This window comes from Curtobacterium sp. 320, from assembly GCF_031455235.1.
Classification (GTDB): Bacteria; Actinomycetota; Actinomycetes; order Actinomycetales; family Microbacteriaceae; genus Curtobacterium.
Window position 1 is genome coordinate 26,255 of sequence record NZ_JAVDSI010000019.1, and the last position, 25,420, is coordinate 51,674.

Genomic DNA, 25,420 nt, shown 5'->3' on the forward strand with positions numbered 1-25,420 from the left:
GGCCGTGGGTCCGTCGCCGTCAGCGCTCCACGAGGGCCTTGAGCCGCGCGAGGCCCTTCTCGAAGTCCCCGCCGACGAACTGCTCCATGTTCATGAACAGCCCGACGATCCGCGACGTCACCGTCACCGGGCTCGTCATCGTCCAGACCACACGGGTGCCGTCCGGGACCTCGTGGAGCCGGAACGCGGTGGTGTTCGACGAGCGGAACGGCGCCGTGAACCGGAGTCCGATCTCCACGTCGTGGGGCTCGACCCGACGAACGACCATGTCGCCGCTGCCGGCCTTCCGGTTGCCCTTCCACGCGTACGTCGAGCCGACCGCTCCCGGCTCGCCGCCGTACTCGCGGTGCAGGTCGGGGTCGCGGCCCTCCCACGGCGACCACTCGACCCAACGGTGGAGGTCGGCGAGGTGGGGGAGGATCGTGGAAGCCGGCGCGGCGATGACCACGTCGCGCTCGATGGTGGTGGTCGCAGCCATGCGCCGAGCGTAGTGGGCGGGCGGCGCCCCCGGGTCGTGCAGAGCGCAGTCAGGTCGTGCGGTGCGCTGTCAGGTCGCGCGGAGCGCCGTCAGTCGGCGAAGATCATCGGGCGGTTCGACAGCCGGGGCTGCGCAGCCGTCCGCGGCTTCTCCGCACGGGCCCGCACCGGAGCGATGGCGACCCGGACGGCCGCGCCGAGCGCCTCGACCGTGTCCGTCCCGTGGTGCCCGGCCGCGTGCACGACGATCGCCGCGCACGCCTCGGCATCGGCGGCCGCGTCGTGGTGCTGGAAGCCCTCGTACCCGGCGGCCCGTGCCGCCATCGGCAGTCGGTAGGAGTCGAGCGTGTAGGTCTTGCGGGCGACCTGCAGCGAGCACAGCGAGTGGTGTTCCGCGAGGTCGATCCCCGTCGCCGAGCACCCACCGGCGATCACGCCCATGTCGAAGCGGGCGTTGTGCGCCACGAGGACGTCCCCGTCGGCGAACGCCACGATGTCCGGGTACTGCTGCTCCCACGACTTCGCCCCGACGACGTCCGACGCGACGATGCCGTGGATGCGGGTGTTCCGCTCGAGGAAGGCGTCGTGCCCGAGCGGCGGCCGGATGAACCACGACGCCCGCTCGACGACCCTGCCCGCGCGGACCTTGACGAGTCCGACCGAGCAGGCGCTGGCGGGCGAGCTGTTCGCGGTCTCGAAGTCGATCGCGGTGAAGTTCAACGGCACGGTCCCGATCGTCGCACGCGGCGCCGACATCGCCGCAAAGCCCCTCGGCGTTGCGGCCGGGCCGGCCGTCCCGGCCGTACGGTGGGCTGATGGGGAACCGCACTGACCGACCGCCGCTCGTCCTCGTGCTCGCCGGGTCCGGTTACGGGCAGCAGGCGCCGCTGCTGTGGTGGTCCCGCGAGATCGCCACCGCGGCCGGGTGCGAGGTCGTCGCCCCCGGCTGGGACGTCGACGAGCGTGCTGCGGCCGATCCCGTCGGGTTCGTCGAGGCCGCCGTCGCCGACGCGCTCGGAGACCGGTCGCCCGACCTCGTCGTCGCGAAGTCCTTCGGGTGCTTCGCCCTGCCGTGGGCGGTCCGGAACGAGGTCGCCGGCATCTGGCTCACGCCCGTGCTCACGCACGACGCGGTCGCCCGGGCGCTCGCGGACGCGAGCGACGCGCACGTCGCGATCGGGGGTGGAGCCGACGTCATGTGGCGGCCCGAGCGGGCGTCGGGGACGGCTGCGCGCCTCCAGACCGTCGACGGTGCCGACCACGCGCTCCAGGTGAGCGGCGACTGGCGGCACTCGCAGTGGCTGCAGGCCGACGTCCTCGACGTCGTCGAGCGTGCGATCGCGCGTCTGGTCGAGGCGTCGGACTGGAGGCGCGGGTCGGCCCCGGCAGGCGGCCGCCGGTAGGCTGTCCTCCCGTGGCACTCACCATCGGAATCGTCGGTCTCCCGAACGTCGGCAAGTCGACCCTGTTCAACGCCCTGACCAAGAACCAGGTCCTCGCCGCGAACTACCCGTTCGCGACGATCGAGCCGAACGTCGGCGTGGTGAACCTCCCTGACCCGCGGCTGGACCAGCTCGCGACGCTCTTCAACTCCGAGAAGACCGTGCCGGCACCCGTGTCGTTCGTCGACATCGCCGGCATCGTCAAGGGCGCGAGCGAGGGCGAGGGGCTCGGCAACAAGTTCCTCGCCAACATCCGCGAAGCCGACGCCATCGCCCAGGTCGTCCGCGGCTTCACCGACGACGACGTCGTGCACGTCGCGAACAAGGTGTCGCCGAAGGACGACCTCGAGGTCATCAACACCGAGCTGATCCTCGCCGACCTCGAGACCATCGAGAAGGCGCTGCCGCGGTACGAGAAGACCGTGAAGCTGAAGCAGGCCGAGCCGATCGTGCTCGAGACCGCTCGTGAGGCCAAGGCAGCGCTCGAGGAGGGCACGCTCCTGTCCGCCACCTCGATCGACCTCGCACCGATCGCCGAGCTCGGGCTCCTGTCGGCCAAGCCGTTCATCTTCGTCTTCAACGTGGACGAGGCGATCCTCACCGACGAGTCCCGCAAGGCCGAACTGGCCGCGCTCGTCGCTCCCGCCCAGGCCGTGTTCCTCGACGCGCAGGTCGAGTCCGAGCTGATCGAGCTCGACCCGGCCGACGCCGCCGAGCTCCTCGAATCGACCGGACAGACCGAGTCCGGCCTCGACCAGCTCGCCCGCATCGGCTTCGACACCCTCGGGCTGCAGACCTACCTGACGGCCGGTCCGAAGGAAGCCCGCGCGTGGACGATCGGCAAGGGGTGGAAGGCACCCCAGGCTGCCGGCGTGATCCACACCGACTTCGAGAAGGGCTTCATCAAGGCCGAGGTCATCTCGTTCGAGGACCTCATGGCTGCCGGCTCCATCGCCGAGGCCCGTGCGCACGGCAAGGCCCGGATCGAGGGCAAGGACTACGTCATGCAGGACGGCGACGTGGTGGAGTTCCGCTTCAACAACTGACCCGTCGTCCGGGTTGTGCGCCTCGGTCCGTCCTCAGCGGGCGTAGGGCCAGTAGCGGAACGTCGACTGCTCGCCACGCCTCTTCTCCGGCAGGCGGTGGCCGTACGCGCCGACCGTCTCCTCGAACAGTGCTCCGTCGCTCACAACCTCGAAGCGGAAGCCGCTCCGGCGATGAGTGCCCGACCCTTGGTGCTGCCACGAGCCCGGGACGATCCGGAGGAGTGCGCGAGTCACGCCGCGATGCGCTGCGACGGCGTACTCGATCCCGTGGCGCTCGACCGTGGCTTCGGAGAACTTGAACCACTTCGACGCCGATTGCCCGATCTCCTGGGAGTGCTTCTCGCGCTCCGCTCGCGGGAGCCAGTCCGCCTTGTACCCGTAGCCGTCCAGTTCGGAGCCGTCGAGCGCCTCCTCGCGACTGCTGGTCCACGCGCCGAGCGAAACGATGAGCAGGGGTTCGTCCGTCTCGAGCGGCGGCGCTGACATCTCGTCGAGAAGGTCCTGGAGTCGCATGATGCCGTGCCCCTTGGCCGACTCTCGTCGCGCGTTCGTGAGCTGGGCGGCTTGGCCTCCGGGGAGCCGCACGGTTCCTGTGGCCCGTGCGAGGACCGGCATCGAGCGGAGCAGGTCGATGCACGCGGCCTCGACAGACGTGTACTCGACCTCGGATCGCATGCCGTAGCGGACGATCCAGATCTCCGGTTCAGCGCCGAGTTCCCGGATCGCCTTGATCTTGGCGATCTTGTTGCTCGGGGTCTCGGCGCTGTCCGTGAGCAGCGCTTCCCTCCCGTGGGAGGCGAAACGTTCGCCCTTTCCCTTCCCGACGTAGAAGGGCACACCCGTCGCGGGATCGACGAGCATGTAGACGTAGAGTCCAAGCTCGTTCGCTACCTGCTGCTGCACGCTTGGGTCGATCGCGGTCTGCACTGCCATGGTTCTTCCCCCCGAGTTGTTGATGTTTACTCAAAGAGACTAGGGCACGATGTTGGTGAGCGTGACCAACGCGCGGCTTCGCCGGTGACGGTGCTGGGGGATTCGCAGTGCCGTCGCCGGAATCGATCGCACGCCGCCAGGATGGGTACATGACGAACGCGCAGGCGGGCTGGTACGACGACGGTTCCGGGACGATGCGGTGGTGGGACGGCTCCGCGTGGACGGAGCAGGTGCGGCCCGCAGCAGCGCCGTCACCGGGACTCGGCGGGGTGATCGACCGCATCCAGGCCGAGGCCTCCGCCGGTGGGCAGCCGCGCGCTGCTCCAGCCGGTATGAGCTACGTCGTCCTGCAGGTGGTGCTCAAGGAGAAGTTCTTCGGTACCGGGTCCGGCAACCTCACGGAGCTCGAGCGGGCGATCAACGCGCAGGCGGCGCTCGGGTACCGGCTGCACACGATCACCACGTCGTCCTCGGGCAGCACCGGCTTCGGCGGCGGCGACCGGATCCAGGCGACGATGGTCTTCGAGAAGCTCGTCTGACCGCAACCGCGGATGCGTGCGTCGGACCGGCTGGCTTGGCGTCTGTTCGCATCGCCGCGCTAGGTTGGCGCTGAGTCCATCGCCGAGGAGGCCCCATGTCGTACGTCGTCGACTTCGAGCACGTGTCCACCGTCGGGTTGGAGTCCTCGCCGGTCGCCGACGCCCTCGCTGGGCTCCGGGCGAACGAGGCCCGCTACTTCAAGAACAAGTACGACCACGTCTTCACCACCCACCCCGCCGAGGACGTACCCGACCTGGTCGACTACGTCACGAAGGTCCTGCACGACGAGCGCGGGCTGGTCATCGCCTCGAAGCCGCTCGAAGCCACCGAGGCCTTCGTCGACGGGATCCGCTGGACACACGTCTTCTACGAGTCCGGACTCGCCGTCAACGTCCTCTACACGTTGGAGCCGGGCGGTAAGCGGGCGGTCGGGTTCAAGCTCTCGGACGGCATGGAGGTGCCGGAGGAGCTGGCGGACACGTTCAAGTTCGCGCGGCAGAAGTCGAAGCTGGCGGGGACGATCCGCGGTTCGTACTTCGTCGTCAAGGGCGAGTACTGATCCGTCCCGCTCAGAGGGGCACAGCCTCAGCGATGAGGGCGGCGCTGCGTTTGACGAGCATCGGGGCACCTCCAGATCACCATCATGGGGGTGGACAGTCGATCCGCCCGTACATTCCGAATGTTCGCGGCGGTCGACGCGTCTGCGCGAGCATCGAGTGACTGCGATGGAGAGGACGGGACTTGCGCGATGACGATGAAGATCGTGAGCGCGCTCCTGCACGGAGCGAGTGTCGGGCTGTCGGGCGACACCACCAGGCTGCGAGCGATGCGGAAGATCTTGACGGAGCAGCGGAGAGCGGCGCTCGGTCGGGCTACCGGGAAGACGGAGAGAACGACGTTTTCGCGGTAGCTGCTGCCGAACTGTTCAGCGGGCCCATTGCTTCCCCGCGAGCGCTCGGCGACTACGAGCTCGTGGTCGGGGGTCAGCTCGGCAGCTGATCGACTGCCACCTCCGTTCCGAAGCCGTCGCGGCGGACGCGATCGAGCGCGTGAGCCGCGCGGAGTCCGCAGCAGTGGTGATCGGTGTCATCGGTGCGCAAGTGCTGACGGTCGGTGCGCTCGCGGGCGCGGTCGTTCTGATCTCCGTGGGGTCGACGGCCGCAGGGCTGATCGCGATCGTGCCCGGAGTCCTGGCCGCGGCGTCACAGCTCGTCGCTGCCGCACGCCGGCGCGCCTGATCCGTCCGGTTTGGCCACAGAACGCGCTTGCTCGGCCCACGCGCACCACGCCCACCTACCGTCGAGAGGCTAGGAGGCAACGTGAAGTACATCCACTACGACGGCAGCCAGATCCTCACGGGGGACGCGATCGCCGATGCGGTCGCGGACTACGCGGCGATCCTCGGTGCCAACGGCAGGACCGACACCGTTGCGATCCCCGCGGTGGCCGACGACGGCTCGGTGACCCGGACGACGGTGCTGATCGGTCCCGCGAGCGAGCTGACCGTGAGCGCGGCGCCCGACGACGAACTCGAGCCCGAGGACCACGCGTTCATCCGGCGGCTGCGGGACGCTGCGGAGCGAGCGGGGACGGAACGGCCGGTGGACGTCGACGGCGGGCACCGCTTCGCCGACGCCGACGAAGCGAACACGGCGGCCGCGGACAAGACCGACTGACCCCACACACGACGAAGGCCGCCGAGCAGTGCTCGGCGGCCCTCGTCGTGTGTGGGGTGCTGGGCTCAGGCTGCGAGTGCCAGTTCGCCGACGCGGACGGACTGCGCCTGCACGAGCGTGCGGCTCGCCTCGCCGCGCCACGAGCGACCGGGCACGGTCCAGCCGGCCTCGCCGTCGATGTCGACGCGGGCGCCACGGGTGATGAAGAGACCGAGGTCGTCGGCCGGGATGCGGACGAGGTACTCGCGCTGCGAGCGCTCGTCGCGCACACCGAACTCGGCGATGCGGTCGGGAGAGACGGTCGGCGCCGCGAGGGCGGTGCCGGTGATGGTGATTCGTTCGTTGCTGGTCATGGTGTTGCGGTACTTCCTGGTCGTTCGGCGCCCAGGGCGACTCGGTGTCGGCGGACGGCTGAGTCCGGCGCGACGCATCGAGTGCGGGGCGCGCACGTCGAGCTTCGACGTGCAGCTCGTCCGTTCGGATCGAGCGGTGGTCTCGTGGGAATGCGACTCGGGTGAGTCGGCTTCGAGACGGTTTGGTGTGCGCGATTCAGATGGGTTCGCTGCAGTGCACCAAAAGAACACTCTACTCGACGATGCCCGGATTGTCCAGGAACGATGTCCAGCGGCTCCCACCGGCAGCGACGTTGCCCGAGCCGTCGAGTCTGGCGGCGGAGGACGACGGCTTGCGACCGGCCTGCTCGTGGATCAGCCCGTCGAACGCCTCGGAGAAGTCGAGGCGGGGGACTGCAGCGGTGACGGCGAGCAGGTCTGACGCCGTCCACCGGGCGAACCCAGCCCCGGAGACGTCGAGCGAGGTCGCGACCTCGAGCAGGTGTCCCTCGACGTCGAGCGCGGGGTCGACCGACGTCCACATGTGGCGCTCGATCACCTCACCGACCCGACGGGCACGGGCGGCGTCCCACCCGGCACCGAGGGCGAACACGCTGCCGACCGCACCGCCGGCGTCCTCGAACGGCACGGCGTGGGCGTCGAAGGACGGCGTCACGCCGAGGTCGTGCAGCATCGTGGCGACGAACAGCAGCTCACGGTCCGGTTCGAGCTCGATGGTCGGTGCGAGGAGCGACGCCCACGCCCACGAGCGCAGGCAGTGGTGCACCAGCGCCGGCGGGGACCACGCACGCACGACGTCGAGCGCCCGCGCGGCCACGGGGGAGGGCGGTGCGAGCAGCGCGTCGACGTCCAGGGTCATGGCAAGAAGGTATCGGAGGCGACCGACCGACGGACGGGAGGCGCGGTGCCAGCTGGCACCGCGCCTCCAGGCCGCCTGTTGGTTCAGTTCAGGGTCGGGGTGTCCTCCGGCACGACGCCACCGCCGTACAGGTCGGTCGCCAGGTCGCGCAGCGCGCGGAGCGCGACGCGCTGCGTGAGCGGCCCGTACGAGATGCGGGCGACCCCGAGGGCCTCGTACTCGGCGGCGGGCAGGGCGCCGGGCAGCCCGATCACGGACAGCTTGCCGCGACCGAGACCATCCACGAGGCGCTCGACGACGTCGCGCTGGACCGCCCCCGGGACGAAGACGAGCGGGGCGCCGACGTCGAGGAAGGCCTTGCCGCGGGCGATCGCGTCGGCGATGCTCTCCTCGATCGGGCGGTCCCCGCCGCGGGCGATGGCGTCGGTGCGGGCGTTGAGCTGGAAGTCGATGCCCTCGGCCTCGACGGCGGCGGTGATGGCCGCGACCCGGGCGACGGCCTCGTCGAACGGGCGGAGGCGGTCCTCGACGTTCGCGCCGACGATCCCCGCAGCGATCGCGCGGCGGATCGTCTCGGCCGGGTCCTCGTAGCCGTCGTCGAGGTCCACCGTGACGGGCAGGTCCGTGGCGGCGGCGACGATCGCGGCGCCCGACAGTGCCAGGTCGAGCGGCATCCCGCCGTCGTCGTAGCCGTACGACGCGGCGATGGAGTGCCCGGCGGTGGCGATCGCCTTCGTCTCCGGCAGGTCGCTGACGACCCTCGCGCTGATCGCGTCCCAGACGTTGACGACGCGGAGGATCTCCGGTGCTTCGTGCAGCTGCTTGAGGGTGGTCGCCTTGTCGGCGGTGCTCGTGCTCATGACCCAGACAGTAGGCCGACCAGCCCGGGCAGGGATCATCGTGTCCGTCGCGCGACGTCACCGTAGCGTCGATGACACCACCAGGAAGGACACCGACATGGAGCGTTGGAACGAGGCGATCGCCGCGGTCGAGGAACACCTCGACGGCGGCCCGGACGACACCGTGCTCGACGTGGACGAGCTCGCACGCATCACCGGGACGAGCGAGTACCACTTCCGGCGGGTGTTCTCCGCGCTCGCCGGGATGCCGCTCTCCGAGTACGTCCGGCGTCGGCGGATGACGCTCGCCGCGGCCGTCATCGCCTCGGGGACGACGACCGTCTCGGACGTCGCCGCACGCTTCGGGTACGGCTCGGCCGATGCGTTCGGGCGGGCGTTCCGCGCCGTGCACGGCATCGGGCCGCAGGAGGCGCGCGAGCCCGGCGCCGTCCTCCGGTCGCAGGGTCGGCTGTCCTTCCGTCTCACCGTCGAAGGGAGCACTCCCGTGCAGTACCGCCTCGTCCAGAAACCCGCCTTCCGTCTCATCGGACGCTCGACCCGTGTCCCGCTCGTGTACGAGGGGCCGAACGACGCGATCCAGGCGTTCGAACGCAGCATCACCCCCGAGGACCGGGAGCGCATCGCTGGACTGTCCGACCAGGAGCCGTCGGGCGTGCTGTCGGTGTCCGATGCGTTCACCGAGGGCCGCGCGGACGGCAGTCTCCTCCGTTACTCGGTGGTCGCCGCCACCTCGGTCGAGAGCGCACCGGGCCTCGACGTCATCGAGGTGCCGGCTGCGACGTGGGTGGTGTTCTCCGGCTCGGGACCGGTGCCCGGATCGATCCAGGCGCTGTGGCCGCAGGCGTTCGGCGAGTGGTTGCCCGCCAACCCGTACCGTCTCGTGGCGGCGCCGGAGATCGCTCGTGTCCGGCTCGCACCCGGCGGTCGTACCGCGGAGGCCGAGCTCTGGCTCGCGGTCGAGCCCGAGCCCGCGGACGACGCAGGATGACGGCAGGACTCGCGCCGCGCCTCCAGTCCGATGCATGCTGGGACGCATGGCGCACGACGAGGAGGACCCGGTCGGCACCCTGCGAGGGGTCCGCACGAGCATCAAGTGGACGCGGTACGCGCCCGACGTGCTGCCCCTGTTCGTCGCCGAGATGGACCACGAGGTCGCGCCGGCGATCCGGCAGGCGCTCATCGAGCGCGTGCAGCAGTCCGACCTCGGGTACCTCGACGGGCCCGGGCCGCTCGCACCGGCGTTCGCCGCGTTCGCGAAGGACCGCTGGGGCTGGGACGTCGACCCCGCCCGGGTGTACCTCGCCACGGACGTCAGTGTCGGGATCGTCGAGTCGCTCCGCCTCGCGCTGCCGGACGGCGGTCGTGTAGCGATCACGCCGCCGGTGTACCCGCCGTTCTTCGAGCTCGTCGAAGAGGCCCGATGTCAGGTCGAGGAGGTCCCGCTGCTCGAGCAGTGGGGCGTCTACCGGCTCGACCTCGAGGGCCTCGAGCGCGCCTTCGACGACGGCGTCCGCGTCTTCCTGCTCTGCAACCCGCACAACCCCGTCGGCCTCGTGCACGACCACGACGACCTCGTGGCGCTCGCCGAACTGGCTGCACGGTACGACGTCCTCGTCATCAGCGACGAGATCCACGCACCGCTGACGCACCCCGGTGTCCGCTTCACCCCGTTCGCCGCGGTGGCCGAGCCCGCCGGTGCGCGGAGCATCTGCGTCACGAGCGCGAGCAAGGGCTGGAACCTCGCCGGGGTGAAGTGCTCGATCATCGTCGCCGGGGACGCACGGACGGCAGCGCTCCTCGACACGCTCTGGGAGGAGGTCGCCTGCCGCACGAGCATCCTCGGGTTGCACGCGAACCTCGCGGCGTTCAGCTTGGCGACGGACTGGCTCGACGACGTGGTCGCCCGGATCGTCGCGAACGAGCGGTTGCTCGGCTCCCTCCTCGCGGAGCACCTGCCCGGCGTCGTGTACACCCGGCCCCGCGCCGGCTACCTGGCGTGGCTCGACTTCCGCGGCATCGGGCTCGGAGACGACCCGGCCGTGCCGCTCCGGGAGCACGCCTACGTCGCGTTGAACTCCGGCCTCGGGTTCGGGTCGCAGGGCCGCGGGTTCGCGCGGCTCAACCTGGCGTGCTCGCCGGACACGCTGCGCGAGGCGGTGCTGCGGATCGCGGCGGCCTACCCGTCGAGTGCGCAAGAGGGGCTGGTCTGGCACGTCGCGTGAGCGGCGGGCTGGTGTGGGCCGTCAGCTGTCGGCTGTCGGCTGTCGGCTGTCGGCTGTCGGCTGTCGGCTGTTGCCGTCGGCCTGGAGGCGCGGGTCGGCTACTCGGGTCGGGCGTCAGGCCACGTACTGGTTGCGTCCGACGACGCGGATCGTCAGGTCGACCTCGCGCGCGGGCACCTCTTCGGTGAGACCGATCCACTCGCGGGCGACGAACCCGACGGAGGGCCACCGGGTGACCTCGGTCACCAGGAACCCGTCGATGAACACCTGCCACGCGCCGCGTTCGCGGACGGCCTGCACCTCGTGTGTCGCCATGCCGCGAGCGTACCGGGTCGGTACCGCTCCCTGACGGCTCCGCTCAGAGGTCGAGCGCCATGTGGACGTCCGCGCGGGCGTAGGGGCTGGGCGCGACCTCGTCGTGGCCGAGGTGGCGGAACCCGAACGCCTCGTACAGGTGCACGGCGCTGGCCAGCTGCGCGTTGCTCTCCAGCACCACCCGGTGCGCGCCGATCGCCCGGGCACGTTCGAGCGCTGCGGCGACGAGCTTCCGGCCGGTGCCGTGCCCCTGGTGCTCGGGCGAGACGGCCATCTTGACCAGCTCGAACACCCCGGGCCTGACGGGCGCGATGCCGACGCAGCCGATGACCGGCCCGTCCGATCCGAGCCGTGCGACGAACGCGGCGCCGCCGGGCTCGACGATCTGGCCGAGCGGGTCGCCCAGGAGCTTCCGGTCCTCGTCCTCGAGCGTGAAGAACCGGCTGATCCACGCTTCGTTGAGGACGCGGAACGCCTCGGCGTCGGCAGCGGAGGCGATGTCGGTGATGAGGACGGCGTCGGTGGTGGTCGCATCGGGCATGCACCCATCCTCGGACGCCGCGCCGAATCCCGTCCAATACTCGTTCGCTCGGATCGATACGCTGTGTGCATGGATCGCGAGCTCGACGTCGACCTCCGGCAGCTCCGGGCGTTCCTCGCCGTGGCCGACGAACTGCACTTCGGACGTGCTGCCGAGGCACTCCGGATCGCGCAGCCGGCACTGTCGCAGCAGATCCGGCGGACGGAACGGGCGCTCGGCGTCGACCTCTTCGTGCGGACGAGCCGCAGCGTCGCGCTCACCCCGGCCGGACGGGTGCTGCAGGGCCGGGCACGATCGCTCCTGCAGCAGGCTCGCCGGGACCTCGACGAGACCGTGCGGGTGGGCCGGGGCGAAGCGGGTCGGCTCGACGTCGGGTTCGTCGTCTCCGCGCTGCCGCTCGGTCCGATCGAACGCGTGCAGGTGTTCCGGGAGCGTTACCCGCTGGTCCGCGTGGAACTCACCGAGGGCTACTCGTCGACCCTGCTGGCGCGGATCGTCCGCGGGGAGCTCGACCTGGCGATCGTACGAGATCCCGATCCCGACCCGGCCGTGCGCTTCCTGCCGTTCCGCAGCGAGCGGTTCGTGGCAGCGGTCCCGCGCGGGCACCGGCTCGCGGCGCGGGCATCGATCCGGGGACCCGAGCTGCTCGACGACCCGTTCGTGTTCTTCCCGGCGGAGGCCGGATCGGTCGCGACCGAACGCAACCTCGCCCCGGTGGTGTCCGGCGCCCGGCGACCCGTGGTCGTGCAGGAGGCCACCACCTGGGCCACGGTGCTGCACCTGGTCGGCGCCGGCCTCGGGGTGACGGTGGCGCCGGAGAGCGCCACGCTCGCCGCTCCGGACACCGTCGTGCTGCTGCCGCTCGAGGCGGACGACCACCGGAGCGAGCTCGTCTGGGCCGCCCGCGCCGACGACGACCGCGAGATCCTGCGAAACTTCATCGCCGCGACGGAGTGAGTCCGCAGCGCTGGTCCCCTCACGCCAGCGGCAGCACCGGTGCCCGCTGGTCCCCGAGCTCGTCCACCCGCCAGGGTCGGGTGCCGCGCAGCGTCAGGCCGAGCTGCGCGAGCACGAAGCCCACGTGCGGTTCGACGTCCGGGTCCCACGGCCCCTCGACGCCGAGTCCGAACGCGCCGAGCTCGTCGTCGGCCTCGTCGCGCAGGGTGAGGCGCCACCGGCCGTCCCCGAGTTCCTCGACGACGGCCCACCGGGCGGTGCTGAACCGGCTCACGCGGTCTTCGCCACGTCCTCGGTGAAGTTCCGCACCCGCTGCAGGAGTGCTTCGCCGCGCATCGCGATCGTCGCCGGCGGGTTGAGGTGCGGCGGCGCGGTGCGGATCAGCATCGGGCACCCGAGGTCCTCGCAGATGTAGGAGCCGATGGTGTTGCCGTTCCGCCCCGATTCTCCGGCACGCGCGGCCGAGAACAGGCGGACCTGCGTCGCCGGCTGCGGGGAGTGGCAGAACGAGCACATCGCCGCGATCCCGGGGCGGAGGGACCCGCCGGCGGAGCGCACGACGATCCCGACCGGGCGGTCGTCGATCCACGACACGATGTAGCCGCGGCGGGCGGCCTGCGGATCGCGCCACCCGAGGAACTCGCGCTCGTCCCACAGCGTCTCGTGCAGGCCGGGGATGGGCAGCTGGGCGAGTTCGTCCGGGGTGGCGTTGACGAACGACGAACGGATGTCTGCTTCGGTCAGTGGCTTCACGGTGCCATCACCATATGCCCCACCGCCGACACGCGTCAGGACCCCAGACGGGAGGCGCGGATCGCCCCGAGCGCGCTCGTCCCGTCCGCCACCAGGACGGCTCGCCGCAGCGCGTCGCGTCCGACACGTCGTGCGGCCGCGTCGTCGGCGGCGAACTCCACGAGGACGCGCGTCGAGCGCGCCATGGCGCGCGCACCGGGGATCCACGGGACCGCACGCTCGATCGACTCGGCGATCCCGACCGCGACCGCGTGGCGCTGGGTCAGGTGCGCGCGTTCATGGGCGACCACGGCCTCCAGTTCGTCGGTGCGCAGACGGTCCGCGAGCCCGGTGCTCACGAGCACGCCGCCGGACCTGCCGGGGACGGCGCAGGCGAGTGCGTGGTCCGCCTCGAGGACGGACACCGGCGTGCCGTCGATCTCGCGGTGCGGTGCCGCACCGGAGCGCATCGCCTCGCGCACGGCCTCGTGCTCGGGGCCGGGCCGGACCCGGACCGCGATCACGAACGCGAGCACGGCGAGCAGGGCGACCCCGACGTTGAGGCCGTGCGTGGGGGAGCCGCCGAAGCCCATCGGGTCGGTGATCGGGCGGTTCGCCACGACGAGCAACGTGATGCCCGCGACGAAGCCGACGATGCCGAGCAGCACCGCCACCGACCAGCACACCAGCGCGGTGCGGGGCCGGTCGATCGTCCACGCGGAGCGGGTCAGGACCCGGGGCGCGAGGACCACGACCGCCAGGGCGAGCGCGATGAGGACGGCTCCGGTGACGACCACGGCGGATCCGTCAGGAACGGGCTCGGGCGTCGAGGGCGCGGCGGATGACGTCGAGGTCGTCGGAGGCGAGCGAGCCGGTGAACTGCAGCAGGGCGGCTTCGCGGTCGCTCGCCGCGGCGAGGGCGTTCGACATGAGGGATGCGGTCTGCTCCTCCCTGCTGTTGGTCGCACGGAAGGTGAGCGGTGCGTCGTCGTGCTGCTGCCGCTCCACCCGGCCCTTGCGGCCGAGGCGGTCGAGCACGGTGAGCACGGTCGTCAGTGCGGGCCGGGGTTCGGGGAAGGCGTCGAGCACCTGGCGCGCGCTGAGCCCGCCGTCCGCCGACCAGAGCGCGTCGAGCACCGCCTGCTCGAGCTGCCCGCGGGGGCGTGATCGCTGACCTGCCATCCCCGCATTCTACGAGATGTCGAACCACCGGGTCCGTCACATGCCCGAAACGCGGGGTCGGTATGATCGGGCCGACAACTGAAGACCGGCCGTTCATCCGTCGCGGGAGACGTCGTGCGGTGCCCTGGGCACCCCGCACGGCACCGAAGGAGCAATCCCCCCGACAATCTCTCAGGTCCCACACCGCAGCGGACAGGCCACTCTGAAAAGCAGCCACGATGCCCCCACCGGGTCGGTCCGTGGCTCGCCCACGGTGAAAGCCGCCGGACCTCACGGGCCGCGGTGAAACTCTCAGGCCCATGACAGAGGGGGAGTTCCGCCCGACGACGGTCGTCGGGTCCTGCCGATGCCAGGAGAACTCCGCCCATGCCAACGTCCCCACTGCGCTCGTCGCCGCTGGAGCCCGCCCACGAAGCCGCCGGCGCCACCTTCACCGACTTCGCCGGGTACCGGATGCCCGTCCGGTACTCGTCCGACCTCGCCGAGCACCACGCCGTGCGTCGGGCCGCCGGTGTCTTCGACCTCTCGCACATGGCCGAGGTCGGCGTCACCGGTCCGCAGGCAGTGGCCTTCCTTGACCACGCACTCGCCGGGTCGTTCGGCGCGATGCCGGTCGGACGGGCGAAGTACTCACTCCTCCTCGCCGAGGACGGCGGCATCCTCGACGATCTCGTCGTCTACCGCACCGACGAGGACGTCTTCCTCGTCGTCGCGAACGCGTCGAACCGGCAGGTCGCGGTGGACGCCCTGACCGCACGGGCCGACGGCTTCGACGTCGAGGTGTCGGACGACTCGGACACCACCGCACTGGTCGCGATCCAGGGCCCGGCAGCTGCCGGGACGCTCGACGCGCTCGTCGTCGCCGACCGGCTCCAGCCGGAGAGCCCCCTCGACGAGCTCGGGTACTACCGGGCAGTGCACGCGGTGTTCGACGGCGCCGAGGTCCTCGTCGCCCGCACCGGCTACACCGGCGAGGACGGCTTCGAGGTCTACAGCGACCCGTCCGTCGCTGGAGCGCTCTGGGACGCCCTGCTCGAGGCCGGCGCCGACCGCGGGGTCGTCCCCGCCGGACTCGCCGCCCGCGACACCCTCCGGCTCGAGGCGGGCATGCCGCTCTACGGGCACGAGCTCGGCACCGACGTCCGTCCCGCCCAGGCCGGCCTCGGCCGGGTCGTGGCGAAGGACGGCGACTTCGTCGGCGCCACCGGCGTCACCCCGTCGGACGACGCCCGCGTGCTCGTCGGCCTGGTCACCGAGGGCCGCCGGGCCCCGCGTGCCGGGTACGACGTCGTGCAGGACGGCGTCGTCGTCGGCACCGTCACCTCCGGTGCGCTCTCGCCGACCCTCGGCCACCCCGTCGCGATGGCGTTCGTCGACCCGGCACTCGCCACCGAGGGACAGCTCCTCCACATCGACGTCCGCGGAACGGCCGTCCCCAGCACCGTCACCGCGTTCCCCTTCTACCGCCGCGCCTCGAAAGGCTGATGCAATGACCGACCAGACCGCACTCCAGTACACGGCCGACCACGAGTGGCTGCTCGTCGAGGGCGACACCGTCACCGTCGGCATCACCGACCACGCCGCCGAACAGCTCGGTGACGTCGTCTACGTCGAGCTCCCCGCCGTCGGCACCGCCACCACCGCGGGCGAGCAGATCGGCGAGATCGAGTCGACCAAGAGCGTCGGCGAGCTCTTCGCCCCGATCGAGGGCGAGGTCGTGGCGATCAACGACGCCGTCGTCGACGCCCCCGACACCGTCAACCAGGACCCGTTCGGCGCCGGCTGGCTCGTCAAGATCAAGGTGGACGGCACCTCCTTCCCCGAGGACCTCATGGACCACGACGCGTACCGGGCGTCCATCGCATGACCGGCGACCTCCAGAACCTCCAGACGTCCTTCGCCGACCGCCACATCGGCACCACCCCGGCCGACCAGCGCACGATGCTCGACGCCGTCGGTCAGCCGTCCCTCGACGCCCTCGTCCGCGCCGCGATCCCCGAGGCGATCCACGCGGCGCCGACCGTCCACTCGGGCATCCCCGCGGCGATCGGTGAGACCGAGGCGCTCGCCGAACTCCGGGCCAAGGCCGCCCGCAACACCGTCCGTCGCGCCATGATCGGGCTCGGGTACCACGGCACCCACACCCCCGCGGTGATCCAGCGGAACGTGCTCGAGAACCCCAGCTGGTACACGGCCTACACGCCGTACCAGCCGGAGATCTCGCAGGGCCGGCTCGAGGCGCTCATCAACTTCCAGACCATGGTCTCCGACCTGACGGGCATGGCCACCGCCGGCGCCTCGATGCTCGACGAGGGCACGGCCGTGGTCGAGGGCATGCTCCTCGCCCGCCGGGCGTCCAAGGTCAAGGGCGACGCGTTCCTCGTCGACGCCGACCTGCTGCCGCAGACCCGCGCGCTCCTCGACCACCGGGCCGAAGCCGTCGGCATCGCCCTGCGCGGGTTCGACGCCGTGGCCGGACCGACCGACGAGCAGCTCGACGGTGCCTTCGGCGTCATCGTGCAGTACCCCGGTGCCTCCGGTCGGATCGTCGACCCGTCATCGGTCATCGAGCGCGTGCACGCCGGTGGGGGCATCGCGGTCGTCGCGGCGGACCTCCTCGCGATGACGCTCCTCGCCAGCCCCGGCGACCTCGGCGCCGACGTCGCCGTGGGCACGAGCCAGCGCTTCGGCGTCCCGCTCGGCTTCGGTGGTCCGCACGCCGGGTACCTCGCCGTCCGTGCCGGCCTCGAGCGCCAGCTGCCCGGCCGCCTCGTCGGGGTGTCCTTCGACGCCGACGGGCAGATGGCCTACCGCCTCAGCCTGCAGACCCGCGAGCAGCACATCCGCCGCGAGAAGGCGACGAGCAACATCTGCACCGCGCAGGTCCTGCTCGCCGTGATGGCCTCGATGTACGCCGTGTACCACGGACCCGAGGGGCTCCGCTTCATCGCGGGCCGCGTCGCCCGGACGACGTCGGCGCTCGCCGGGGCCGCCCGTGACGCCGGGCTCGAGGTCGTGCACGACGCGTTCTTCGACACGCTCACCCTCCGCGCCCCCGGACGCGCCGAGGCACTCGTCGCCGCGGCCCGTGACGCGGACCGCCTGCTGCACCTCGTCGACGCCGACACCTTCCAGCTGTCCGTCGACGAGACGACGACGCCCGAGGACGTGACGGCCCTCGCCGTCGTGTTCGGCGCGGTCGACGCGACCGTCCCGGCGACGGAGACCGCCGTGCGGGACGCGGCCACGCGCCTCCCGTCCGACCTGCTGCGGAGCAGCGAGTACCTGACGCACCCGGTCTTCAGTGCGCACCGCAGCGAGACCCGGATGATGCGCTACCTCAAGCACCTCGCCGACAAGGACTACGCGCTCGACCGCGGCATGATCCCGCTCGGCAGCTGCACGATGAAGCTCAACGCGGCGACCGAGATGGCGGCCGTGACGTGGCCGGAGTTCGCGAACATCCACCCGTTCGCGCCGCGCGACGACGTCGAGGGCTACCTCGACATGATCGGCGACCTCGAGTCCTGGCTGGCCGAGGTCACCGGGTACGACACGGTCTCCCTGCAGCCGAACGCCGGCAGTCAGGGCGAACTCGCCGGACTCCTGGCGATCCGCGGGTACCACCGGTCCCGCGGCGACGAGTCCCGCACGGTCTGCCTCATCCCGTCGAGCGCGCACGGCACGAACGCCGCGTCGGCCGTCCTCGCCGGCATGCAGGTCGTCGTGGTGGCCTGCGACGAGAACGGCAACGTCGACCTCGACGACCTCCGTGCGAAGACCGAGCAGCACGGCGACCAGCTCGCCGCGCTCATGATCACCTACCCGTCCACGCACGGCGTCTACGAGCACGACATCCGCGAGATCTGCGCCGCCGTGCACGACGCCGGTGGCCAGGTCTACGTCGACGGCGCGAACCTCAACGCCCTGCTCGGCCACGCTCGGTTCGGCGACTTCGGCGGGGACGTCTCGCACCTCAACCTGCACAAGACGTTCTGCATCCCGCACGGCGGCGGCGGGCCCGGGGTCGGGCCGGTCGCGGCGAAGTCGCACCTCGCACCGTTCCTGCCGGGCCACCCGTTCGCGCAGGACGCCGACCGTCGCACCGGCTCCGTACGCGCCGAGGGTTCCGACCGCGACGCGCACGCCGGTGGCCCGGTCAGTGCAGCGCCGTACGGCAGCCCGAGCATCCTGCCGATCACGTGGACGTACGTCCGGATGATGGGGCTCGAGGGGCTCACCCGTGCGACCGAGGCCGCGGTGCTCGGGGCGAACTACATCGCCGCACGCCTGCGCGACGCGTTCCCGGTGCTCTACACGGGGGAGTCGGGTCTCGTCGCGCACGAGTGCATCCTCGACCTCCGCCCGCTCCGGGACACGACGGGCATCACGGTGGACGACGTCGCGAAGCGCCTGGTCGACTACGGGTTCCACGCCCCGACGATGTCGTTCCCGGTCGCGGGCACGCTCATGGTCGAGCCGACCGAGAGCGAGGACCTCGCCGAGCTCGACCGTTTCGTCGACGCGATGCTCGCCATCCGTGCTGAGGCCTCGGCGGTCGAGCGCGGGGAGTGGCCGGTGGACGACAACCCGCTCGTGCACGCCCCACACACCGCGTCGTCCGTGATCTCGGGGGAGTGGACGCACGCTTACACCCGCGAGCAGGCGGTGTACCCGCTGCCCGGCATCAGCGCCCGGAAGTACTGGCCGCCGGTGCGCCGGATCGACCAGGCGTACGGCGACCGGAACCTCGTGTGCGCCTGCCCGCCGGTCGAGGCGTTCGCCTGAGCCCGAGCCCGAGTAGCGTGTGCCCCGTCCGGTGTCCCGGGCGGGGCACACTGCTGTGCGCAGGCAGGCAGTCGGCTTGCACAGAGTTGTGCACAGACGCAAGCATTTCGATGCGGTTGCAACAATCTCGCCCCGGCGTCCGCGATCCGCCCGAATCTTGCATCCTCTCGCAAGGATCGTGCAACTTGGTTTCCGATTTGTAACCGATCTCCCCTGGGCTTGGTGAGCACTCCCCACACTGCCTACAGTGCAAAGGTCAAACGTGGCGAGCAGGCACCCGTGCGCCCGCCGCGTCCCATGCACCAGGAGGAATCTTGATCAAGAAGCGCGCTGGGCTCGCAGCCCTCGCCGTGCTCGGGGCCACAGCAATCGCCCTGGCCGGCTGCTCCAGCAACAGCAGCAGTGGAGGTGACAAGGCGGGCTCGACGAACGCGTCCGGCATCGTCACCACCAACGGCAACGAGCCCCAGAACCCGCTCATCCCCTCGAACACCACCGAGGTCGGCGGCGGCAAGATCATCGACTCGATCTTCGAAGGCCTGGTGTCCTACGACGCCAAGGGCAAGCCGGTGAACGAGGTCGCGAAGAGCATCGACACCGATGACTCGAAGACGTTCGACATCAAGCTCAACACGGACTACACCTTCACCAACGGCGAGAAGGTCACGGCCGAGTCGTTCACGAAGGCGTGGAACTGGGCCGCCCAGTTCTCGAACAAGCAGGGCGCGAGCTACTTCTTCGAGAACATCGAGGGCTACGACGCCACGAAGGACTCCGAGCTCACCGGCCTCAAGGTCGTCAGCGACGACGAGTTCACCGTGACGCTCAAGTCGGCCCAGTCGGACTTCCCGCTGTCGCTCGGCTACTCGGCGTTCGTGCCGCTGCCCTCGGAGTTCTACAAGGACACCAAGGCCTTCGGTGAGAACCCGATCGGCAACGGCCCGTACAAGCTCGACGGCAAGGGTGCGTGGACGCACAACCAGTCGATCAAGCTCGTCACCAACAAGGACTACGAGGGCAAGCGCAAGCCGAAGAACGGTGGCCTGACGGTCACGTTCTACACCTCGCAGGACACCGCGTACTCCGACGCGCAGGGCGGCAACCTCGACGTCCTCGACGCCGTGCCGGACAGCGCCTTCGCGACCTACAAGTCCGACTTCCCGGACTCGAACGTCAACCAGGCCGCCGCGATCTTCCAGGCGATCTACCTGCCCTACTACCTCGACCACTGGAAGGGTGAAGAGGGCAAGCTCCGCCGCGAGGCGATCTCGATGGCGATCAACCGCAAGCAGATCACCGACAAGATCTTCGACGGCACCCGCACCCCGGCCAAGGACTTCACCTCCCCGGTGATCGCCGGCTGGAACGACGACCTCGACGGTTCGGACGTCCTGACCTACGACAAGTCGAAGGCCAAGGAGCTGTGGGCCGAGGCCGACAAGATCTCGAAGTACAACGACACCCTCACCATCTCGTACAACGCCGACGGCGGGCACGAGGCGTGGGTGACCGCGGTCACGAACTCGATCTCGAGCACGCTCGGCATCAAGGCCGAGGGCAAGGCGTACCCGACGTTCGCCGAGGCCCTCGCGGTCCAGACGGACGACAAGCTCACGGGCGGCAGCCGTACCGGTTGGCAGGCGGACTACCCGTCGCTGTACAACTTCCTCGGCCCGACCATGGGTGACGGCTCGTCGAGCAACTACTCGCGCTACGACTCGGCCGAGTACAACGAGCTCCTCCAGAAGGGCCGTTCGGCCGCGACCGTCGAAGAGGGCAACAAGTTCTTCGACCAGGCGCAGGAGCTCCTGTTCAAGGACCTCCCGGAGATCCCGCTGTGGTACTCCAACGTCACCGGCGTGTGGAACGCGGACACCGTGTCGAACGTGAAGTTCGGCTGGAACTCGGTGCCGCTGTACTACGACGTCGAGGTCAAGAAGTAACCTCAGTCTCCTCGTGAGACACATCGCGGACGGGTATCCTGCTCCGCGACCACCGGACGGGGGTTCGGGAGCCCACCAGGCTCCCGAGCCCCCGTACCTCGGCGGCAACACCTTCCCCCACCACAGCGGGCGCCGCCGCCCGCACCGGACTCCCGTGCCGACCCGCGGACCGTCCACCCCTCACGACATGAACCTGAACGACATGCGCGTCCCGAACCAGGCAGGGATCTGATGGCCTGGTACCTCGGCAAGCGCCTCCTGCAACTCATCCCCGTGTTCTTCGGGGCCACGTTCCTCATCTACTTCATGGTGTTCTCCCTGCCGGGTGACCCGATCGCCGCCCTGTTCGGTGACCGTCAGCCGTCGCCGCAGGTCATCGAGCAGCTGCGCCAGCAGTACAACCTCGACAAGCCGTTCATCATCCAGTACCTGCTCTGGATCGGCGGCGTGTTCCGCGGCGACCTCGGGCTGACCTACTCGGGTCTGCCCGTGAGCTCGCAGCTCGCGCAGGCCTTCCCGATCACGGCTCGCCTCGCGATCCTCGCCCTGCTGTTCGAGTCGATCGCCGGCATCGTCGTCGGTGTCATCGCCGGTCTCCGCAAGGGCAAGCTCTTCGACGCGACCGCCCTGGTCGTGAGCCTCCTGCTCATCTCGGTCCCGACGTTCGTGGTCGGCTTCCTGCTGCAGTACGTCCTCGGCATCAACCTCGGCCTGTTCCGGGTCACGGTGTCGGGTCAGGCGCCGTGGTCCGAGCTCGTCCTGCCCGCGATCGTGCTGGCGTCGGTGTCGTTCGCGTACATCGTCCGCCTCACCCGCGCGAGCGTCGCCGAAAACGTGTCGGCCGACTTCGTCCGCACCGCGACCGCGAAGGGGCTCCCGCGCCGTCGCGTGGTGGGTGTGCACATCTTCCGCAACTCGCTCATCCCCGTGGTGACCTACCTGGGTGTCGACATCGGCAACCTGATGGTCGGCGCGGTCGTCACCGAGGGCATCTTCAACATCCACGGTGTGGGTGGCACGGTGTTCCAGGCCGTCAAGCTCGGCGAGGGTCCGACCGTCGTGTCGTTCGTCGCCGTGATGGTCATCATCTTCATGCTCGCCAACCTCCTGGTCGACCTGCTCTACGCCGTCCTGGACCCGAGGATCCGCTATGCCAAGTAACGCCGCACCCCGCTCGGCGACGCACTACGTCGCCCCGCTCGAGGAGACCCCGCTCCAGGCGGTCGACCAGGTCAACGAGGACGAGAAGACCCGTTCGACCTGGAGCGACGCCTGGGACTCGATGCGGACCCGTCCGATGTTCTGGGTGTCGTCGGTCCTCATCCTGCTGATCGTCCTCGTGGCGCTCTTCCCGGGGCTCTTCGCCCACGTCGACCCGCGTGCGGCGGACCTGGCGAAGAGCAACGAGGGACCCGAGGCCGGCCACATCCTGGGCTTCAACCGCCAGGGCAACGACGTCTACGCCCGCACCATCTGGGGCACGCGCAACTCGCTCATCGTCGGTGTCGTCGCGACGGTCCTCGTCTCGATCGTCGGCATCGTGATCGGTGCCCTCGCCGGCTTCTTCGGCGGGTGGCTCGACACGATCGTGTCCCGCATCGGTGACATCTTCTTCTCGATCCCGACGGTCCTCGGCGCGATCGTGATCATGTCCGTGATCCCCGCGCGGAACGCCCTGACGGTGTCGCTCGTGCTGGCCGTGTTCGCGTGGCCGCAGATCGCCCGCATCATGCGCGGCGCCGTGCTCAGCGCGAAGCAGTCCGACTACGTGACGGCCTCGGCCGCGCTCGGTGTCAGCCGCTTCACCACGCTGGTCCGCCACGTCGTCCCGAACTCGCTCGCACCGGTCATCGTCGTCGCGACGGTGTCCCTCGGCACGTTCATCGTCGCCGAGGCCACGCTGTCCTTCCTCGGTATCGGACTGCCGCAGTCGGCGCTCAGCTGGGGTGTCGACATCGGCAACGCCCAGGCGTCGATCCGCACCGCGCCGTCGACCATCTTCTGGCCGTCCGCCGCCCTGTCCATCACCGTGCTCGCGTTCCTCCTCCTCGGTGACGTGGTCCGCGACGCACTCGACCCGAAGGCGAGGGCCCGCCGATGAGCGAGACACTGACCCAGCCGAACGCCAGCCGTACCGGCGGCTCCGGTGCGCCCCTGCTCGAGATCACCGACCTCGAGGTCGGCTTCAAGACGCAGAACGGCTTCGTCCAGGCGGTCCGCGGTGCCAGCTTCACCCTCGAGCAGGGTGAGCGGCTCGCGATCGTCGGCGAGTCCGGCTCCGGCAAGTCGACGAGCGCCCAGGCGATCATCAAGCTCCTGCCCGGCACCGGCCAGGTCACCGGCGGGTCGATCAAGTTCAACGGGCGCGAGCTCGTCGGCCTGAGCGACAAGGAGATGTCGGAGATCCGCGGGAAGGAGATCGGCTACGTCCCCCAGGACCCCATGTCGAACCTCAACCCGCTGTGGTCGATCGGGTTCCAGGTCGAAGAGGCCATCAAGGCCAACGGCATCGCGACCGGCAAGCACGCCATCCGTGCCCGTGCGGTCGAGGTGCTGCAGGAGGCCGGCCTCGGCGACGCGTCGACCCGCCTGAAGCAGTACCCGCACGAGTTCTCCGGCGGCATGCGGCAGCGCGTGCTCATCGGCATCGGTCTGTCGAGCCGCCCGAAGCTGCTCATCGCCGACGAGCCGACGAGTGCGCTCGACGTCACCGTGCAGCGCGTCATCCTCGACCACCTCGAGACCCTCACCCGCGACTTCGGCACGTCCGTCCTGTTCATCACGCACGACCTCGGCCTCGCTGCCGAGCGCGCCGAGAAGCTCGTCGTGATGTACAAGGGCCAGGTCGTCGAGGCCGGGCCCTCGAAGGAGATCCTGGCGAACCCGCGGCACCCGTACACGCAGCGCCTCGTCGCGGCGGCACCGTCGCTCGCGAGCCGCCGCATCCAGTCCAAGGTGCAGCACCAGCGTGTCGACATCGCGGACGTCGGCAGCGACGACGCCGAGCTCCTCGCCCGCGCCCAGGAGCGCGAGCAGGCGCCGGCGAAGGACCTCATCGTGGTGAAGAACCTCGAGAAGGTCTACAAGCTGCGTGGCAAGAACCTCGCCTCCCGCGAGCTGAAGGCCGTCGACGACGTGTCGTTCTCGATCCCGAAGGGCACCACCACGGCGCTCGTCGGCGAGTCCGGTTCGGGCAAGTCGACCGTCGCGAAACTCGTCCTGCAGCTCGAGGCCATCACGAGCGGCACGGTGCAGTTCGACGGCATCGACATCGGCGCGCTGAAGGGCAAGGACCTCTTCGACTTCCGTCGCCGCGTGCAGCCGGTCTTCCAGGACCCGTACGGCTCGCTGGACCCGATGTACAACGTCGGGAACACGATCGCCGAGCCGCTGCACACGCACAAGGTGGGCGACAAGGCGTCCCGCCGGGCCCGCGTGCTCGAACTGCTCGACCAGGTCGCGCTGCCGAAGTCGATGGTGAACCGCTACCCGAACGAGCTCTCGGGCGGGCAGCGGCAGCGCATCGCCGTGGCGCGGGCCCTCGCGCTCAAGCCCGAGGTCATCGTGCTCGACGAGGCGGTCTCCGCGCTCGACGTGCTCGTGCAGGGCCAGATCCTCGACCTGCTCACCGAGCTGCAGTCCGAGCTGGGCCTGACCTACCTGTTCATCACGCACGACCTGGCCGTCGTCCGCCTCGTGGCGGACAACGTCTGCGTCATGCGCAAGGGACAGATCGTCGAGAAGGCGACCACCGACGAGGTCTTCGCCAACCCGCGCGAGCAGTACACGAAGGACCTGCTGGACGCCATCCCCGGCGCCGGGTTCGAGTTCGGACGCTGATCCTGCTGGACACGAACGAGGCCGGACGCACCGTCGTCCTCCGCGCAGGCCGCGGAGGCGCGGTCGCGTCCGGCCTCGTCGCGTTCCTGGCGCTGTTCATGCTCGGCGACGCCGCGGTGCGGGGGAGCTGGGACGTCGTCCTGCACGCCGTCGGTCCCCTCGCCGCGCTCGTCTGGGTGCTCTGGGTGCTCACCTTCCGCCCGCACGTGCGGATCACCGACGAAGCGATCACGGTGGTGAACCCGCTCCGGTCCACGACGGTCCCGTGGGGCGCCGTCGAGGACGTCCGGATGCGCTGGCAGATCGTGCTCGACCTCGCCGACGGCCGCCGGCTCACCTGCTGGGGTGGTCCGTCGCTGCCGCGGCCGAAGCCGACCCGACGCGGGGAGCCCCGCGTGCTGCGGCAGCCGGACGAGTTCGTCGCGGTCCGCGACCGCTGGTCGGAACGACACGGGCGCACGCCCGACGCCCCCGTCGTCCGGGGCTGGGACGTGCCGGCCGTCGCGTCCGGCATCGCCGTGTTCGCCCTCTGCGTCGTCGCGATCGTCGTCTGAGACGTCCCGACAGGACGGACGGGAGGCGGGGGGGGCGCGGGGGCCCCCCCCCCCCGCCCCCCCCCCCACCAGCCCGAAAAAGGGGAAAACCCAGCCGCCCCCCCCCCCGGGGGGCGGGGTGTGTTGGAGGTGTGGGTTGATGGCACCCCCCCGCGCGGCC

General features: G+C 70.5%; 29 protein-coding genes and 1 riboswitch. Of the genes, 17 read left to right on the forward strand and 12 right to left on the reverse strand.

Annotated features, from left to right (window positions below):
- Positions 1-19 precede the first annotated feature (19 nt).
- Together J2X60_RS17580 and J2X60_RS17585 are read right to left on the reverse strand one after the other, a co-directional pair.
- The gene (locus J2X60_RS17580) at positions 20-478 is read right to left on the reverse strand and encodes an SRPBCC family protein (protein WP_309889339.1); all 459 of its coding nucleotides are present in this window, start codon (positions 476-478) and stop codon (positions 20-22) included.
- 89 nt (positions 479-567) lie between these two features.
- Complete coding sequence (locus J2X60_RS17585; protein ID WP_309889341.1) at positions 568-1,203, reverse strand: exonuclease domain-containing protein; 636 nt, start codon at positions 1,201-1,203, stop codon at positions 568-570.
- An 89-nt stretch (positions 1,204-1,292) separates the two neighbouring features.
- On the opposite strand from J2X60_RS17585, the gene J2X60_RS17590 reads away from it, so the two are divergent.
- Both J2X60_RS17590 and ychF read left to right on the forward strand, forming a co-directional pair.
- A complete protein-coding gene (locus J2X60_RS17590) occupies positions 1,293-1,880 on the forward strand; it encodes a hypothetical protein (RefSeq protein WP_309889343.1) in 588 nt (195 codons plus the stop codon).
- An 11-nt stretch (positions 1,881-1,891) separates the two neighbouring features.
- A complete protein-coding gene (ychF, locus tag J2X60_RS17595; RefSeq protein ID WP_309889345.1) occupies positions 1,892-2,965 on the forward strand; it encodes a redox-regulated ATPase YchF in 1,074 nt (357 codons plus the stop codon).
- 33 nt (positions 2,966-2,998) lie between these two features.
- Here ychF and J2X60_RS17600 read toward each other — a convergent pair whose 3' ends face one another.
- Positions 2,999-3,892, reverse strand: coding sequence for an LEM-3-like GIY-YIG domain-containing protein (locus J2X60_RS17600; protein ID WP_309889347.1), 894 nt, complete (start codon positions 3,890-3,892; stop codon positions 2,999-3,001).
- 155 nt (positions 3,893-4,047) lie between these two features.
- Between J2X60_RS17600 and J2X60_RS17605 the strand changes: the two genes are divergently transcribed.
- The 4 genes from J2X60_RS17605 to J2X60_RS17620 all read left to right on the forward strand — a co-directional run bounded on the left by J2X60_RS17605 (position 4,048) and on the right by J2X60_RS17620 (position 6,114).
- Entirely contained in the window at positions 4,048-4,437 is a 390-nt protein-coding gene (locus tag J2X60_RS17605) for a DUF2510 domain-containing protein (protein WP_309889349.1), read from the forward strand.
- Positions 4,438-4,532: 95 nt separating this feature from the next.
- Complete coding sequence (locus J2X60_RS17610) at positions 4,533-4,997, forward strand: phage tail protein (protein ID WP_309889351.1); 465 nt, start codon at positions 4,533-4,535, stop codon at positions 4,995-4,997.
- A gap of 490 nt (positions 4,998-5,487) precedes the next feature.
- Positions 5,488-5,676 (forward strand): hypothetical protein, encoded by a 189-nt coding sequence (locus J2X60_RS17615; protein ID WP_309889353.1) that lies wholly within the window; start codon positions 5,488-5,490, stop codon positions 5,674-5,676.
- Positions 5,677-5,757: 81 nt separating this feature from the next.
- On the forward strand, positions 5,758-6,114 hold the full coding sequence (locus J2X60_RS17620; RefSeq protein WP_309889355.1) for a hypothetical protein: 357 nt from the start codon (positions 5,758-5,760) through the stop codon (positions 6,112-6,114).
- Positions 6,115-6,179: 65 nt separating this feature from the next.
- Here the strand turns inward: J2X60_RS17620 and J2X60_RS17625 are convergent, their stop codons facing one another.
- The 3 genes from J2X60_RS17625 to J2X60_RS17635 all read right to left on the reverse strand — a co-directional run bounded on the left by J2X60_RS17625 (position 6,180) and on the right by J2X60_RS17635 (position 8,186).
- Positions 6,180-6,467, reverse strand: coding sequence for a hypothetical protein (locus J2X60_RS17625; protein ID WP_071294526.1), 288 nt, complete (start codon positions 6,465-6,467; stop codon positions 6,180-6,182).
- Between the two features lie 232 nt (positions 6,468-6,699).
- The gene (locus J2X60_RS17630) at positions 6,700-7,326 is read right to left on the reverse strand and encodes an HD domain-containing protein (RefSeq protein ID WP_309889357.1); all 627 of its coding nucleotides are present in this window, start codon (positions 7,324-7,326) and stop codon (positions 6,700-6,702) included.
- A gap of 83 nt (positions 7,327-7,409) precedes the next feature.
- A complete protein-coding gene (locus tag J2X60_RS17635) occupies positions 7,410-8,186 on the reverse strand; it encodes an isocitrate lyase/phosphoenolpyruvate mutase family protein (protein ID WP_309889358.1) in 777 nt (258 codons plus the stop codon).
- Positions 8,187-8,283: 97 nt separating this feature from the next.
- Here J2X60_RS17635 and J2X60_RS17640 point away from each other — a divergent pair, with 97 nt between their 5' ends.
- Entirely contained in the window at positions 8,284-9,174 is an 891-nt protein-coding gene (locus J2X60_RS17640) for a helix-turn-helix domain-containing protein (RefSeq protein ID WP_309889360.1), read from the forward strand.
- Between the two features lie 46 nt (positions 9,175-9,220).
- Positions 9,221-10,408 carry an aminotransferase class I/II-fold pyridoxal phosphate-dependent enzyme gene (locus J2X60_RS17645; RefSeq protein ID WP_309889362.1) on the forward strand — a complete coding sequence of 396 codons (1,188 nt, stop codon included), beginning with the start codon at positions 9,221-9,223 and terminating at the stop codon, positions 10,406-10,408.
- A gap of 114 nt (positions 10,409-10,522) precedes the next feature.
- On the opposite strand, the gene J2X60_RS17650 is transcribed toward J2X60_RS17645, so the two are convergent.
- Positions 10,523-10,723, reverse strand: a complete 201-nt coding sequence (locus J2X60_RS17650; protein WP_071294532.1) for a hypothetical protein — start codon at positions 10,721-10,723, stop codon at positions 10,523-10,525.
- Between the two features lie 43 nt (positions 10,724-10,766).
- Positions 10,767-11,264 (reverse strand): GNAT family N-acetyltransferase, encoded by a 498-nt coding sequence (locus tag J2X60_RS17655; protein WP_309889364.1) that lies wholly within the window; start codon positions 11,262-11,264, stop codon positions 10,767-10,769.
- Between the two features lie 69 nt (positions 11,265-11,333).
- Between J2X60_RS17655 and J2X60_RS17660 the strand changes: the two genes are divergently transcribed.
- Positions 11,334-12,221 carry a LysR substrate-binding domain-containing protein gene (locus tag J2X60_RS17660; protein ID WP_309889366.1) on the forward strand — a complete coding sequence of 296 codons (888 nt, stop codon included), beginning with the start codon at positions 11,334-11,336 and terminating at the stop codon, positions 12,219-12,221.
- Positions 12,222-12,240: 19 nt separating this feature from the next.
- Here J2X60_RS17660 and J2X60_RS17665 read toward each other — a convergent pair whose 3' ends face one another.
- Genes J2X60_RS17665 through J2X60_RS17680 form a run of 4 tightly spaced genes read right to left on the reverse strand, consistent with a single transcriptional unit; the run spans position 12,241 to position 14,135 of the window.
- Positions 12,241-12,495, reverse strand: coding sequence for a hypothetical protein (locus tag J2X60_RS17665; protein ID WP_071294534.1), 255 nt, complete (start codon positions 12,493-12,495; stop codon positions 12,241-12,243).
- The gene (locus tag J2X60_RS17670) at positions 12,492-12,974 is read right to left on the reverse strand and encodes an FBP domain-containing protein (protein ID WP_070416724.1); all 483 of its coding nucleotides are present in this window, start codon (positions 12,972-12,974) and stop codon (positions 12,492-12,494) included. Before J2X60_RS17670 ends, J2X60_RS17665 begins: the two co-directional genes overlap by 4 nt.
- 35 nt (positions 12,975-13,009) lie before the next feature.
- Entirely contained in the window at positions 13,010-13,750 is a 741-nt protein-coding gene (locus tag J2X60_RS17675) for a M56 family metallopeptidase (protein ID WP_309889369.1), read from the reverse strand.
- A gap of 10 nt (positions 13,751-13,760) precedes the next feature.
- On the reverse strand, positions 13,761-14,135 hold the full coding sequence (locus tag J2X60_RS17680; RefSeq protein WP_309889371.1) for a BlaI/MecI/CopY family transcriptional regulator: 375 nt from the start codon (positions 14,133-14,135) through the stop codon (positions 13,761-13,763).
- Positions 14,136-14,228: 93 nt separating this feature from the next.
- Positions 14,229-14,331: riboswitch (glycine riboswitch) on the forward strand.
- 170 nt (positions 14,332-14,501) lie between these two features.
- On the opposite strand from J2X60_RS17680, the gene gcvT reads away from it, so the two are divergent.
- The 8 genes from gcvT to J2X60_RS17720 all read left to right on the forward strand — a co-directional run bounded on the left by gcvT (position 14,502) and on the right by J2X60_RS17720 (position 25,260).
- Positions 14,502-15,620, forward strand: a complete 1,119-nt coding sequence (gcvT, locus tag J2X60_RS17685; protein WP_309889374.1) for a glycine cleavage system aminomethyltransferase GcvT — start codon at positions 14,502-14,504, stop codon at positions 15,618-15,620.
- A 4-nt stretch (positions 15,621-15,624) separates the two neighbouring features.
- The gene (gene gcvH, locus J2X60_RS17690) at positions 15,625-16,002 is read left to right on the forward strand and encodes a glycine cleavage system protein GcvH (RefSeq protein WP_071294536.1); all 378 of its coding nucleotides are present in this window, start codon (positions 15,625-15,627) and stop codon (positions 16,000-16,002) included.
- Complete coding sequence (gcvP, locus tag J2X60_RS17695; RefSeq protein ID WP_309889376.1) at positions 15,999-18,923, forward strand: aminomethyl-transferring glycine dehydrogenase; 2,925 nt, start codon at positions 15,999-16,001, stop codon at positions 18,921-18,923. Before gcvH ends, gcvP begins: the two co-directional genes overlap by 4 nt.
- 314 nt (positions 18,924-19,237) lie before the next feature.
- Positions 19,238-20,866 (forward strand): ABC transporter substrate-binding protein, encoded by a 1,629-nt coding sequence (locus J2X60_RS17700; RefSeq protein WP_070416718.1) that lies wholly within the window; start codon positions 19,238-19,240, stop codon positions 20,864-20,866.
- 231 nt (positions 20,867-21,097) lie between these two features.
- Positions 21,098-22,027, forward strand: a complete 930-nt coding sequence (locus J2X60_RS17705; RefSeq protein WP_071294538.1) for an ABC transporter permease — start codon at positions 21,098-21,100, stop codon at positions 22,025-22,027.
- Positions 22,017-22,967, forward strand: coding sequence for an ABC transporter permease (locus J2X60_RS17710; protein WP_070416716.1), 951 nt, complete (start codon positions 22,017-22,019; stop codon positions 22,965-22,967). Before J2X60_RS17705 ends, J2X60_RS17710 begins: the two co-directional genes overlap by 11 nt.
- Complete coding sequence (locus J2X60_RS17715) at positions 22,964-24,706, forward strand: ABC transporter ATP-binding protein (protein ID WP_070416715.1); 1,743 nt, start codon at positions 22,964-22,966, stop codon at positions 24,704-24,706. The genes J2X60_RS17710 and J2X60_RS17715 overlap by 4 nt, the downstream gene beginning before the upstream one ends.
- 98 nt (positions 24,707-24,804) lie before the next feature.
- Entirely contained in the window at positions 24,805-25,260 is a 456-nt protein-coding gene (locus J2X60_RS17720; RefSeq protein ID WP_309778898.1) for a PH domain-containing protein, read from the forward strand.
- Positions 25,261-25,420: the final 160 nt, after the last annotated feature.